This is a genomic window from Paenibacillus thermotolerans, from assembly GCF_028745515.1.
Lineage (GTDB): Bacteria > Bacillota > Bacilli > Paenibacillales > YIM-B00363 > Paenibacillus_AE > Paenibacillus_AE thermotolerans.
Window position 1 is genome coordinate 82,500 of record NZ_JAQZSG010000008.1, and the last position, 13,576, is coordinate 96,075.

The 13,576-nt window shown below is 56.0% G+C and carries 14 protein-coding genes; 12 read left to right on the top strand and 2 right to left on the bottom strand.

The features are described 5' to 3' along the window. Nucleotides 1-97 precede the first annotated feature (97 nt). The 8 genes from PT964_RS08945 to PT964_RS08980 all read left to right on the top strand — a co-directional run bounded on the left by PT964_RS08945 (nt 98) and on the right by PT964_RS08980 (nt 8,049). Nucleotides 98-922: a sulfite exporter TauE/SafE family protein gene (locus tag PT964_RS08945; protein WP_274363011.1), complete on the top strand. Its 825-nt coding sequence runs from the start codon at nt 98-100 to the stop codon at nt 920-922. An 83-nt stretch (nt 923-1,005) separates the two neighbouring features. Then, entirely contained in the window at nt 1,006-1,854 is an 849-nt protein-coding gene (locus tag PT964_RS08950) for an inositol monophosphatase family protein (protein WP_274363012.1), read from the top strand. 200 nt (nt 1,855-2,054) lie between these two features. Beyond that, on the top strand, nt 2,055-3,638 hold the full coding sequence (locus PT964_RS08955; RefSeq protein ID WP_425262692.1) for an ABC transporter substrate-binding protein: 1,584 nt from the start codon (nt 2,055-2,057) through the stop codon (nt 3,636-3,638). 95 nt (nt 3,639-3,733) lie between these two features. After that, complete coding sequence (locus PT964_RS08960; protein WP_274363013.1) at nt 3,734-4,684, top strand: ABC transporter permease; 951 nt, start codon at nt 3,734-3,736, stop codon at nt 4,682-4,684. A 9-nt stretch (nt 4,685-4,693) separates the two neighbouring features. Further along, nucleotides 4,694-5,539, top strand: coding sequence for an ABC transporter permease (locus tag PT964_RS08965; protein WP_274363014.1), 846 nt, complete (start codon nt 4,694-4,696; stop codon nt 5,537-5,539). Between the two features lie 33 nt (nt 5,540-5,572). Further along, a complete protein-coding gene (locus PT964_RS08970; protein ID WP_274363015.1) occupies nt 5,573-6,559 on the top strand; it encodes an ABC transporter ATP-binding protein in 987 nt (328 codons plus the stop codon). Next, nucleotides 6,552-7,571, top strand: coding sequence for an ABC transporter ATP-binding protein (locus tag PT964_RS08975; protein WP_274363016.1), 1,020 nt, complete (start codon nt 6,552-6,554; stop codon nt 7,569-7,571). The genes PT964_RS08970 and PT964_RS08975 overlap by 8 nt, the downstream gene beginning before the upstream one ends. A 28-nt stretch (nt 7,572-7,599) precedes the next feature. Further along, nucleotides 7,600-8,049 carry a hypothetical protein gene (locus PT964_RS08980; protein WP_274363017.1) on the top strand — a complete coding sequence of 150 codons (450 nt, stop codon included), beginning with the start codon at nt 7,600-7,602 and terminating at the stop codon, nt 8,047-8,049. A gap of 59 nt (nt 8,050-8,108) precedes the next feature. Here PT964_RS08980 and PT964_RS08985 read toward each other — a convergent pair whose 3' ends face one another. After that, entirely contained in the window at nt 8,109-8,348 is a 240-nt protein-coding gene (locus PT964_RS08985; protein WP_274363018.1) for a hypothetical protein, read from the bottom strand. A gap of 66 nt (nt 8,349-8,414) precedes the next feature. Between PT964_RS08985 and PT964_RS08990 the strand changes: the two genes are divergently transcribed. After that, entirely contained in the window at nt 8,415-8,732 is a 318-nt protein-coding gene (locus PT964_RS08990) for an AAA family ATPase (protein ID WP_274363019.1), read from the top strand. A 564-nt stretch (nt 8,733-9,296) separates the two neighbouring features. Next, nucleotides 9,297-10,118, top strand: coding sequence for a MurR/RpiR family transcriptional regulator (locus PT964_RS08995; RefSeq protein ID WP_274363087.1), 822 nt, complete (start codon nt 9,297-9,299; stop codon nt 10,116-10,118). Between the two features lie 11 nt (nt 10,119-10,129). Here PT964_RS08995 and PT964_RS09000 read toward each other — a convergent pair whose 3' ends face one another. After that, entirely contained in the window at nt 10,130-11,692 is a 1,563-nt protein-coding gene (locus tag PT964_RS09000) for a DUF4127 family protein (RefSeq protein ID WP_274363020.1), read from the bottom strand. A gap of 141 nt (nt 11,693-11,833) precedes the next feature. On the opposite strand from PT964_RS09000, the gene PT964_RS09005 reads away from it, so the two are divergent. After that, entirely contained in the window at nt 11,834-12,598 is a 765-nt protein-coding gene (locus PT964_RS09005) for an AAC(3) family N-acetyltransferase (protein ID WP_274363021.1), read from the top strand. Between the two features lie 26 nt (nt 12,599-12,624). Next, nucleotides 12,625-13,575 carry an ROK family protein gene (locus PT964_RS09010; protein ID WP_274363022.1) on the top strand — a complete coding sequence of 317 codons (951 nt, stop codon included), beginning with the start codon at nt 12,625-12,627 and terminating at the stop codon, nt 13,573-13,575. The last annotated feature ends 1 nt before the right edge of the window (nt 13,576 follow it).

Sequence of the window (13,576 nt, forward strand, 5' to 3'; positions counted from 1 at the left end):
AACATAGAGAGCAAATAAAGGTTCGTCGCTGAGGGCGGTGAACCTTTGTCTTTGCCCAAAAAACGCCATACAACTCGGTCAGTCGGGAGGGAAAATAATGGTCGCTGTGTGGATGATCCTTCTATTGTTTATCATCGGCGTAGTCGCCGCCATATTAGGAAGCATTGTCGGACTGGGCGGCGGAATCATCTTCGTCCCTGCACTTATTTATTTCGGGCCGTCCATTCTCGGTACGGAAATTACCCCGGCTGTCGCTGTCGGAACGTCGTTAGCCGTCCTGATCATCACTGCGCTGGCCTCTACGCTCACATTCCACAAACAAAAGAGAGTGGATACGAAAAGCGGCTTGCTCTTTTTTATCGCGAGCGGCCCGGCGGCGATGCTCGGATCGGCGCTCACGAACCGGTTTTCGTCGGACGGCTTCCAGCTCGCCTTCGGTTTTTTCATGCTGGCAATGGGAATGCTGTTAATTGCCAGAGACTACCTGAAGCCGGTGCCGATTCGCTGGCGCATTCAGCGCACGTACACGGACGCCAAGGGCGAAACCCACGAATACGGCTACAGCCTCATTCCGGCACTCATTTGCGGCGCGGCGGTCGGCTTCGTCTCCGGACTGTTCGGCATCGGCGGCGGTTCCCTTTTTGTCCCGTTGATGGTGCTGCTGTTCCGATTTCCGCCCCACGTCGCGACCGCAACGTCCATGTTCGTCATCCTGCTTTCCGCATCGTTAGGCACGATTACAAAAATATCGCTGCACGAAGTAAACTGGCTGGCGGCGGCAGTGCTTGCACCCGGTGCGTGGATCGGCGGACGGCTCGGCGCATGGATCGCGGGCAGAATGAGCGGGCCTACGCTGCTATGGACGCTTAGAGTTACCTTGATCCTGATGGCTATTCGTTTGATCGTCGACGGTTTATCGTAAGCTTACGAAACGAAACGGCCTGTCAAGGCGTATAATAAATATATCTGTAACAAAATGTTCGCGCGGAAAGAGTGATTATCGAAATGGCAGAGGAAACCGGCAACTACCAGGTTGGAGGCAAAAGCTTTACGGCGGTTGCCGTCAACACGGCTTCGAAGGCTGGCGAATGGATTAAGAGCAAGGCCGGACAAAACCATCTTTACATATCCAAAAGCTCGGCAAGCGACTTGGTGACGGAAATCGATAAAGGAGCGGAATCGCTCATCCGCAAGCTGATTCAAACCTATTTTCCCGAGCATGCGATATTGGGTGAGGAAGGCAGCGAGCCCGGCGCCGAAGGCGCGGCTAAGGCGCTGGAGAATGTGAAGGACAAGGATTACGTGTGGATTGTCGATCCGATCGACGGAACGACGAATTTCATTCACGGCTTCCCGTTCTTCTCCGTCTCGATCGCGCTTGCCTACCGCGGCGAAGTCGTTGTCGGCGTCGTGTACGACCCGATGCAGGACGAATTGTTCGTAGCGGAGAAAGGGAAAGGAACGTACGTGAGAGGAAAGCGGTCGTCGGTTTCCAAAGAAGAGCAGCTGGAGAGCAGCCTTATGGCTACCGGGTTCCCGACCGAGCGAAGCGCGATGCTGCCGCAAAATATGAAGCAATTATCCGAGCTCGCTCCGCGGGTGCGCAACATTCGATCGGGAGGCTCGGCGGCGCTTCATCTCGCTTACGTCGCTGCGGGCCGGTTGACCGGGTTTTGGGAAATGAACCTGAACGCATGGGACATTGCGGCCGGAGCGCTGCTGGTAACGGAAGCGGGGGGCAAGGTGACGGATTTGTCGGGCGAGCCGTATCGGCTTTCGGTGCGCAACGTGCTTGCGACCAACGGCTTGATACATCAGGCGGCGGCGGACGCGCTAAAACAAGCGGAATCATGATTGGAAACGGTTGAAAACGGTCTCTATGAGAGGCCGTTTTTTCGTTGCTATAATTCCGACCAAAATAGAAGGAATTAGTATTGTATTTTTAAATTAAGGTGCTATACTATAACCTATCTACAAAAACTAGATAATAGGATATGGGGGAATGCAGCTTGTTCAAACACAAGGGGTTAACCGTACTTTTAGTATTTCTTATGATGTTTATCGCTGCCTGCGGAAGCTCCGGCAACGATACGGCTACGAACAATACCGGCGGGTCCGCCGAAACTCAGACCGATACGCCGGCTGACGATTCGGCCGACACCGGCGCTCCGAAACAGGGCGGCAACTTGATCATCGGCGTTACCGGCGACCCTGCCGCGCTGAATCCGATGTATGCCGGAGACCGCGTGACGCTCACGATCGACCAATCGTTGTATGCGCCGCTGTTCCAAATCAACAACGGCGAGAAGACGTTCTACCTGGCCGAAAGCCTGACGCCTTCCGACGATTTCCTTACGTACACGCTGAAGCTGAAGCCGGGTCTTACATGGCACGACGGCGAGAAGCTGACGGCGGACGACGTCGTGTTCACGTTCGACAGCATTTTGGACGAGAAGCAGCACAGCTTCTTCCGCAGCATGTTCGTATACAACGGCAAGCCGCTTGAAGTGAAGAAGATCGACGAAACGACCGTAGAGTTCAAGCTGCCGGAAGTAACGGCTGCATTCGAAGGCGCGCTCGTGCAAATTACGCCGATTCCGAAGCATATTTTCGAAGGCGTAGCGGACATCGAGAAGAGCGAAAAGAACAACGAGCCGGTAGGGTCGGGCCCGTTCAAATTTAAAGAGTACAAGCCCGGCGAATACTTGACGCTCGAACGCTTCGACAACTATTTTGCAGGTCCGGCGCATTTGGACTCCGTTACGTACCGCGTAGCGAAAGATTCGAACGCCGCCAACCTGGCGCTTCAGAACGGCGAAATCAACCTGAAGATGGTCGATCCGCAAGACTTCAACAAAATCAACGCTACGCAGCAATTTAATATGATTACGTACGCCGAAGGCCGTCTCGCATACATGGTGTTCAACCAAAATATCGAGGCGCTTCAGAAGAAAGAAGTTCGTCAAGCGATCGCATACGCATTGAATAAGGAAGAGCTGATCCAAGCTTCTTACACTTCGCTTGATTTCGCCGATCCGGCACCGTCCGTCTTCACTCCGGATACGCTGTATCAAACCGGCGATGTGGAAGCGTACGATTACGATTTGGACAAAGCGAAGGAACTGCTTGCACAGGCCGGAGTATCGAATTTGAAGCTTCGCCTTGCGTATATTAACTCGAACAAGCCGCAGCAAAGCCAAGCGCTCTATATCCAACAAAAGCTGAAGGACGTTGGCATCGAGGTCGAATTGCTTGCGCTTGATCCGGCGGCGTTCAGCCAGAAGTCCACGGATCCGAACAACAAGGATTACGACTTGTCTCTCGGCGGTTACATTATGGGCTATGAGCCGGACGGCTACAAATCGCTGTTCATGAGCGAAGAAGCTTACAACTTTGCCCACTACAAAAATGCCGCGTTCGACGAGCTTTGGAATAAGGCCGCGGTTGAGATGGACCCCGTGAAGCGCGAAGATTTGTACAAGCAAATCCAACAAACCGTCGCCAGCGAAATGACGTACTACCCGATCGCGTACACGAAGTCGATCATTGCCCTAAGCAACCAATTCGGCGGTTCGGAAGAAGCGGTCACAAAGCCGGTTGTAATGTTTGAAGACTTGTCCAAGCTTTACTTGAAATAATGCTATAATCGACTAAATTACAAGAGGAACCGGAAATAAGCTGATTTGACCATCAGCTTATTTTCGTTCTCGGACAGCAGTTAGGAGGTCGGCGGATGGCCCGCTTTGTCGGAAGAAGGCTGCTTCAAGCGATTCCGCTATTATTTTTCATATCGATTGTATCGTTCGCGCTGATCAAGCTTGCGCCCGGAGATCCGATCCTGACGTTCGTCACACCGAATATGAGCGCGGAAGACGTCGAGCGGATGAGACAAAGCCTGGGGCTGGACCGGCCGGCGTACGTTCAGTACTTTTCCTGGCTGAGAGAGATGGTTACGGGGAACTTCGGCTACTCTCTCATTAATCACCGCCCGGTGCTGGACCAGGTCGTCGGCCGATTGCCGGCCACCGTCGGCTTAATGGGAGCGGCGCTCGCGTTGTCCCTGCTTTTTTCCATACCGCTCGGGATGATCGCCGCCGCAAACAAAAACCGCTGGATTGATAAGCTGTTGAACATGTTTTCGTATATCGGCATATCGGTTCCGAGCTTCTGGTTTGCGATGCTGCTCATTTACGTATTCGCCATAAAGCTTCACTGGCTGCCGAGCATGGGCATGCGGACGATCGGCGTCAGCTCCGCTTGGGACGTGATCAAGCATGGCATTCTGCCTTGCACGGTGCTGGCTTTGATGAACGTCTCCGTATATATGCGGTATGTCCGATCGAGCGCCATCGGGCAGCTCCAAGAGGATTACGTGCAAATTCAATACGCTTACGGCGCGGGACGGATGGAAGTGTTGTTCAAGCATGTCATGAAAAATGTGCTGCTTCCGATCATTACGCTGCTCGGCATGTCGCTGCCGGAGCTGATCGGCGGCGCCATTATAACCGAGACGGTGTTTTCGTGGCCGGGCATGGGAACGCTGCTGATGAACGCGGTATTCAGCTTCGATTACCCGATCATTATGGCGGTAACCGTATTTTCGGCGCTGCTGCTGATCGTCGGCAATTTGCTGGCGGACGTGCTGTACGGCGTCGTCGATCCGCGCATTCGAGCATCAAAGTGAGGTGAGCGCATGAACAAGCGAAGATGGCTGAACGTAATCCATGAACTGAAAGAAAACAAGCTGGGCTTGTTCGGTGTCGCCGCGCTGGCCGTGCTGGTCGTGGCGTCCGTGCTCGCTTTTTTGGCTCCGTACGATCCGAATGAGCTCGCCGTACAGAACCGGCTGCTGCCGCCGTCCGGAGAGCACTTTTTCGGCACCGACGATTACGGGCGGGATTATTTTTCCCGTGCGTTGTACGGCGGCCGCGTATCGCTTGCCGTCGGCTTTTTGGCGATGATCGTAGCTACAGTGATCGGTACGTTCGTCGGAACGGTCAGCGGTTACTTCGGAGGAAAGGTCGACAATGTGCTGATGAGAATCGTCGACGTGCTCATGTCGATTCCGTCGTTCCTCATTATGTTGATTCTTAGCGTTTATTTGAAGCCCGGCATCGTAACCGTCATATTGATCATCGGCTTGCTGACCTGGATGAACATTGCCAGGGTTGTCCGCGCGGAAACGCTGTCGATCAAGGAACGGGAATACGTGCTGCATGCGAAAGTGTCGGGGCAGAGCACGCTTAAGATCATTAGCCGCCATATTATTCCGAACGTCGCTTCGACGATTATCGTGGCGGCGACGCTGACGATCGCTTCCGCGATCATGATGGAATCGTCGCTCAGCTTCCTCGGGCTCGGCATCCGCCAGCCGGATTCGTCCTGGGGCAGCATGCTGAACAATGCGCAAGGGTATATCGGAGAGGCGCCGCATTTGGCGCTGTTTCCCGGTTTGTTTATATTGCTGACGGTGCTCAGCTTCAACGTCATCGGAGATATTTTACGCGTTGCCTTCGAGCCGAAGGCGAACCGGCGGTAGACATCAAACGAAGGAGAAAGGAGGAGGATTGCTGTGAAGGAGCCGCTGCTCACAGTTGAAGGGTTAAGCACGTCGTTTTTTACCCGGGATGGGGAGGTTCAGGCGGTTCGCGGCGTCAGCTTTGAAATCGCCAAAGGCGAAGTGATCGGCATCGTCGGCGAGTCCGGAAGCGGCAAGAGCGTCATGGCGAAGTCGATCCTGTCGATTATCGCACCGCCCGGGCGAGTCGTCGGCGGCAGCGTCAAGCTGCGCGGACAAGAGCTTGTCGGGCTGCCGGAGAAGCAGCTTCGCTCCATGCGCGGCAACCGGATGGCGATGATATTTCAAGACCCGATGACGTCGCTGAACCCGGTCAAAACAATCGGCAGCCAGCTTATCGAGGTCAGTACGCGCCATCAGAAGCTGTCCAAGGGGGAAGCCCGGCTTAAAGCGATCGAGCTGCTGCACTCCGTCGGCATCCCGTCGCCGGAGGCGCGCATCGATCAATATCCGCACGAATTCAGCGGCGGCATGCGCCAGCGCGTCATGATCGCGATGGCGCTCTCCTGCAAGCCCGAGCTGCTCATTGCGGACGAGCCGACGACGGCGCTCGACGTCACCATTCAAGCGCAAATTCTCGATTTATTGCGCGAGCTGCGCGAACGCTCGGATACGTCCATCGTGCTGATTACGCACGACCTGGGCGTCGTAGCGCAAGTATGCACGCGCGTGATCGTCATGTACGGCGGCATGGTAATGGAGGAAGGCACGGTCGAGGATATCTTTTACAATCCGCAGCATCCGTATACCCAAGGCTTGCTTCGTTCGATTCCGAAGGATCCGGAGGAGGGCAGGCAGCGCCTCGTTCCGATCCAGGGCACGCCCCCGAATTTGCTGACCCCGCCTCCGGGCTGTCCGTTCGCGGACCGCTGCCCGCGCAAGCATGAAAGATGCGAGCGCGAAATGCCGCCTGCGTTTGAAGTCGGCGCCGGTCACCGCAGCGCATGCTGGCTGGTTGAAGGAGGGGAGAGTCTTGACTGATCGTAACTCGGCTCAACAACATCATGACGTATTGGTAGACGTCCGAAACTTGAAGAAGCACTTTAGCGCCGGCGGACGCGGGTTCGGCTTCGGACTCGGCGGGAAGAAGGATCGCGAAGTCAAGGCGGTCGACGATGTCACCTTCCAAATCCGCAAGGGAGAGACGTTCGGGCTGGTCGGCGAGTCCGGGTGCGGCAAGTCGACGACGGGCCGCAGCATCATTCGCCTGTACGACGTAACGTCGGGCGAGGTGCGGTTTGACGGGACCGACATCGCAAGGCTGAACGAGCGGGGGCTTAAGCCGTTCCGCAAACGGATGCAGGCGATCTTCCAAGACCCGTATTCGTCGCTCAATCCGGGGATGACCGTCGCCGATTTGGTGGCCGAGCCAATGGAAATTCACGGCCGGTTTACTCGGAAGGAACGCGAGGAGCAGGTGGTCGAGCTGCTGGATAAGGTCGGCCTCAAGAAGGAGCATCTGAACCGGTTTCCGCATGAATTCAGCGGCGGACAGCGGCAGCGGATCGGCATCGCGAGGGCGTTATCCGTCAAGCCGGAGTTTATCGTGTGCGACGAGCCGATTTCGGCGCTTGACGTGTCCGTGCAAGCTCAGGTCGTTAACACGCTCGAGGACTTGCAGCAGGAGTTCGGCTTGACGTACTTGTTTATTGCGCACGACCTGTCGATGGTGCGGCATATTTCGGATCGGATCGCGGTCATGTATCTCGGCAAAATCGTGGAAATCGCCGACAGCGAAACGCTGTATCGGAACGCTTTGCACCCTTATACGAAGGCGCTGCTGTCCGCCATCCCCGTGCCGGACCCGAAGAAGGCCGCCGCGGCGGAGCGGATCGTGCTGCAAGGAGAGCTTCCGAGCCCGATGGAAGCGCAGCGGGGCTGCAAATTCCGCGCGCGCTGCCCGTTCGCGACCGCGCGCTGCGCCGAGGAGGAGCCCGCTATGACGCAGGCGTCGCCGGGGCACGAGGTTGCATGCCATCTGTACAACGAATAAGCGCGATCGCGAAAGAGAGGCATACGGTATGGAAAAAGTGAAATTATCGATACATGATGCGTTGATGCTGGAGGCGCTTCGAGCGGGAGGCTTGTCCGACGGCGAAATCGTCGAAGCCGCCAAATCCGGCGACATAACGAAGCTTGCAAGCATCGGCAACGAAGATTTCGATTTTAACGATCTCATCGAATTTGCGAAGGAGCACGGCGACGTTCTGGAGCAAGCCGCGGCCCATGGCTACGAAATTAAGTTCAATACGATGGGCGGAACCAAATATTTGCTGAAGGTGAAGTTCGGCCTGCAAGCAAACGAGGATTACACGGCGGAGAAGGACCACCTTCACGGCGTGCCGTTGTCGGCCGCCGATTTGGAATGGCTGAAGGGCACGATGTCCAGATATTGGACCGTCGCCTTATCCGGAGAGACTTCCGCAGACGGGCGGTTTCTCGCAAGGATCGCGCCGGCCGGCGTACAATAAATGACGAAGGGTGCGGGTTAGCCGGAGGTTCGGCAGATTCGCACCCTTTTTTGCGTAAATTACTTTCTATGCTTTTTCTTCGTGCGGCTGACTCGAGCGATGGCGGCTCCAGGGACAACGGGATAAACGTCGCGCACGGTCACGGTTGTGACCGGAATCGGAACAGGTACGCAATGGTGACGGTTTACGATTTCGATCGGCTGAATTACTTGTACCGGCTGAGGATGATAAATATCGTTGTAAACGATTGTCGGTGCGGTTGCAACCGGGCCGGCCGGAGGGCATTTGACGCAAGACATCCCCGTTTTCTCCTCTCTCTTTACATCGAATCTCATTCTATCACTGCGGTCGTGACGATACATTTTATGAGTCAACTTGAACAGTTGCGTCGGACGAATCCCTATATCAATCACACAGTGCTCACCGCGGCTTACGCCTGTTCCTTCGGCTTGAGCGTCGCGGGCGTGATACTTAACGGCTACCGCGAGGGACAAGCCGACGCGATGGAGGAGACCGCGATGATGATCGAACGCTTTGGCGGCGTCCCCGTCATCGGAAAGCTGCCTTGGATTCCGGATGAGCCTGCTGCCCCGGAGGAGTGGACGGCTTGGCGGGGGCGATGGGTGGAAATCGTCGAGAGGGAAGTGCGAATGGAGCTCATTTTGAACGGTGGAGAAATTTGAGGCTGAGGCGGGGGCGTGTTTGTCGTTTCCGCATCCTTTTGACCGCTATCCCGTCCGCTCAGAAAAGACTTTGTATCGAGTCTCGCTGCTGGAGACAAGGCGGTTTTTCTTCGCGATCGGCGGTTTACGGACTCGTTTCTATTATGATTTGACTGAGCGGAGGGGATAGCGGTAAAAAGGAGTTCAGGAGAAGGTTCGGACGGCGGAAGGTAACTGAGCGAAGGGGATAACGGTAATAAAGGGTTCGAGTGAAGGTGCAGCCGGCGGAAGAGAAGCTGAGCGGAGGGGATAACGGTAATAAGGAGTTCAGGAGAAGGTGCAGCCGGCGGAAAGGTAACTGAGCGAAGGGGATAACGGTAATAAAGGGACACCTGAGCCAAAGGAATAGCGGTTAAAAGGAAGCCTGAGCCCCAATAGTGAAGGTTTCTTCCCTCATACGTTGCAAAAACGGATAATTCTTGTCAAAATGCTCGGAATTCACTATTCTAAAACTATGCCAATATGAAAGAGTGTGAATTTGTGAAAAGATTCCGCGATTCATCCAATCAGTCGAATACGCTGCTGATGATCGGCAGCATCCACTCGTCCTTGACGAAGGCGGAGAAGAAGGTGGCGGACGTCGTTCTAGCGAATCCGGAAGAAGCCGTTATGGCCACTGTAACGGATTTGGCGGAACAGGCGGGAGTGGGCGAAACGTCCGTTATCCGGTTTTGCCGAAAGCTCGGCTTCCGCGGCTACCATGAGTTTAAGCTGTCGATCGCGCAGCATGTGGCGAACGCGCCGTCCGTGTCTACGGCCGTAATCGAAGAGAACGACGATCATGTGACGATCGCCCAGAAAATTACGATGAAGAACGAAATTATGCTGAAAAACTCCTTAGACCTAATTCATAAGACGGAGCTCGCCAGAGCGGTCGATTCGATGCTGAAAGCTACCAAGATTTATGTATACGGCGTCGGATCGTCGGGGATTACGGCGCTCGACCTGCAGTACCGGCTCATGCGGATCGGCATGAATGTCGAGGCGCACCGGGATTCGCACATTATCGCGATGTCGGCGTCGCTCGTCAAGCCGGGAGAGGTCGTCTTCGGCATCTCCACCTCCGGCAGCACGAGAGATTTGGTCGACGCAATGAAAGAAGCGAAACAGAACGGAGCGGGCGTCATTTGTTTGACAAGCCATATGCGTTCGCCGATTACGAACTACGCCGATACGGTGCTGCTCATCCCTTCAAAAGAAACACCCCTCGAGGGAGGGGCGTTGTCCACCAAAATCGCGCAAATTCATTTGCTCGATATTTTGTGTACGATTTTGATGCTTGAGAAGGAAACGGCGTACGACGCGATCAAGAAAACCGCGAAGTCCGTTGCGGACAAGCTGTATTAATTCAAGTAAAGTTAGGCGTGCGGCAGTTCGACGTCGAAGCCGATTTCGAACATGCGCTTCCAAGGCAGATGTACATGGTTCAGTTGAAGATCAGGGGCGAGCTCGGAAAGATACTCTTTTGCGAACCGCTCCATTTTTTGTTTCAGCGCCTCATTGACCGGTTCTTCAATATGGCCGACGGTGAAATAATCCCCGCCCAGCGCCGGAACAACGTTGTAAGCGACATCCCACCGAACGATCGCTTGATAGCCCCAGTCTTCAAGCAGCCGCGCCAAATAAAAAATCAAGCTGCCCGCCTGCTGCGTCTCGCTGCGCTCTCCGGCGGCTTCGGGGCGGCGGTAATACGACTCGATGACCGCGTGAGCGACGACGGTCCCCATGCTGTTGCCGGAGGTGTTCCAGCCGGCGTATGCGGAAATGCTGGGAAGCAAGCCTTTCTTCTTCAGAAACCGCATGAAGGAATGGTCCGCTCCGTTGCAAAGCGCCACATCCGCAAGCGCGACGAGCTTGCCGCGTTTGGCGTATACCTCGATCGCCTTGGCAAACTCCAATATATGAACTTCGGAATAGTAGGAACGGTGGCGCCCGTTGTAGGCGTCTGACGTTTCGGCTACCTCGTGCTGGGAAACCGGCGGAGAGTGAACCATAAGCACGGCGTCGCAACGCTCCGAGCTGTCGTCCATGAACGCACCCGCTGCCGTCAGATGCGATTTGACGCTCTCCTGCAGGCTGCGGTCCTCGTACTTCGGAATGACGGTCGGACCGAGCGTCGAAGAATATCTCACAAATATGCTAGGCACATAATGTTTCATCTCGCAAAACACGCGCGCAAACATCGTGCATGCGATTTCGTCCGCGCCCGGGTAGATGAATACGCGGTCGAGCACCTCCAGCTCTTCGGCGGCGAACAACAGCTTGCGCTGCTCCATCGGGCTGAAGCCGTATTTGGCGTTGTCGTCAAGCGGGATGACGAGATGATCGACGATGCCTTCCGAAACGAGCTTGATCGTTTCCTCATTCACCTTGGCGTTGACCTTCCGACGGTTCAAGAAATCTTGCAGCACCTCTTGCGGGACGTCACGCTGCACCGCTTCCCATTCCTGCTGCTCGTCCGCCGTTAACGGCTCGTATTGCTGCTTGTCTCGCAGCCACCCGAAGCGGTTAATATTTCTGCCGTGATATTGGTAATAGTCCGGCTCTTCATCGCTGCCGTTGTACGCAGGGGCGCGCATGATCAAATTGAAAGCGTAAATTTTGAGCGACGGGTTGATTTGTTTCCATTCGCGCAGCCGGCCGAGCCGTTTCATGCACTCGTCTTCGCTCAGATGATGCAGGCGCGACGGGACGATCCCGCCGTAGACGAGCATGTCCACCGATACGATTAGCCTCGACGTGTCCGGAATTTGTCTTGCGATCCAATCCGAAAGCCGGTCCGCTTCTGCGGCTTGCTTCTTCTTTCCCAGCAGCTCCGAAGGCGGGGAGAGAAGAGGAATGTCCGTCATCGCCGCCAATTGAAGCGGGTACTTCGCGTTGCAAGGACGTTCATCCAGCGGCACGTAAATAATGTGCTCCATTCGTATATACCTCCAAATCAGATTACAAAAAAAGTATGGTTTAATGTCATTATACATGCTATAACTGAAATGTGGAGTTTATTTTTAATTTGTTAATAGATAAAGGAACTTTTCTCCGGTTCGAGGAAAGGGGTGAAGCGGTTGAGGCTTGCGGTTAACTTGGAACGATTGGTTCAAGATTTACGCCATCTCGGGCTTCAGGAAGGCGATCAAGTGCTTGTGCACAGCTCTCTCTCTTCTATCGGGCAGGTGGATGGCGGCGCGGATACAGTCATCGATGCGCTTCTTTCTGCGGTGGGGCCAAATTCCGGAACGGTGCTCGTACCGACGCTGACAGGGACCTCCAACGATTCGAAGCTGCATCCTCCGCATTTCCATGCACGGGCAAGCGGCTGCTGGACGGGGAAAATCCCGGAGACGTTCCGCATGCGCAAGGAGGCGTCCCGCTCTCTTCACCCGACCCATTCGGTTGCGGCGATCGGCGCGGATGCCGTCAATTTGACGACAGGCCATGAGGATTGCTGGACGCCGTGCGGCTACGGCAGCCCTTATTACCGGTTGGCCCGGAGGAAAGGGAAAATATTGCTGCTCGGCGTCACGCTTGAGTCGAACACGACCTTCCACGGCGTCGAGGAGCTGGCGGGCGTCGATTACCATCTTCAGACTGAGCCGGCCACCGTATGGATTACGGACGAGCGGGAGCGATTGATCGAACGAACGCTGCTGCTGCACGATTGGGGAACGCCGAGAACGTTTTCCGTCATTCACGATTTGCTGCTGGAGCAAGGAATCATGCGGCGCGGCGCTGTAGGCGAAGCACAATGCTTGATCATCGATACGGAGCCGATGCTGGAGCTGGCGCTCGAGCAGCTGCGCGGGAAGCCGAGGTTGTTTGTTCCCGAATAGGAATGAAAAGCGAGGAGCGTGTGCTAGTGAATTATGCAATAGGCGTAGATATCGGCGGGACGAAGATCCGTTTCGCCGCCGTGAATCGTCAAGGCGGCATATTGCTGGACCGCGTCGTACCGACCGAAGCGAAGAAGGGTGCGGCGCACGTCATGTCCGCGGTAATGGAAGGCATCGGCGATTTGCTCGAGGCGGCGCGGTCGTCACTTCCGGAAAGTGCGCCGGCGGGAATCGGCGTCGGCAGCGCGGGACAAATCGACTTCAATACGGGCCGTGTGGCGTTCGCCGTAGATACGCTGCCCGGCTGGACGGGGACGCCGATCCGGGACAATATCCTTACGCGCTGGAGCATGCCCGTATACGTCGACAACGACGTCAATGTCGTCGCTTTAGCCGAGATGGTATACGGCGCAGGACGCAGCCTTGACCATTTCGTATGCTTGGCGCTCGGCACGGGAATCGGCGGAGCGATCGTAACCGGCGGCGAGCTGTTGCGCGGCGTATTCGGCGGAGCGGGGGAGCTCGGCCACGTGACGGTCGACTATCGCGGACCGCGCTGCAGCTGCGGCAATTACGGCTGCGTCGAGCTGTATGCGTCCGGTACCGGCATTGCGAGAATCGCGAAGGAAGCGGCGCAGCGGCAAGGCATCGCGGACGACCGGTTTCCGGATGCGAAGGCGGTCGTTACGGAATGGCTTGCGGGAGACGCTTTTGCCGAAGCCGTAATGGAGGAGGCGGTTACCGCGCTCTCCGGAGCCGTTGCCGGCTGGATCCATACGTTTAATCCGCAGGCGGTCGTCATCGGCGGGAGCGTGGCCGAAGCCGGCGAGCCGTTCTTCCGCTTGCTGCGGGAGAAGGCCGCAGTGAGGACGTCGCCGGCGATGCGGGAAGCATGCCGCATCATTCCGGCGACGGTCGGCAACGACTCCGGCGTCATCGGGGCCGCCGCGCAGGTTTGGCACTACGGGAAAGGCTGAT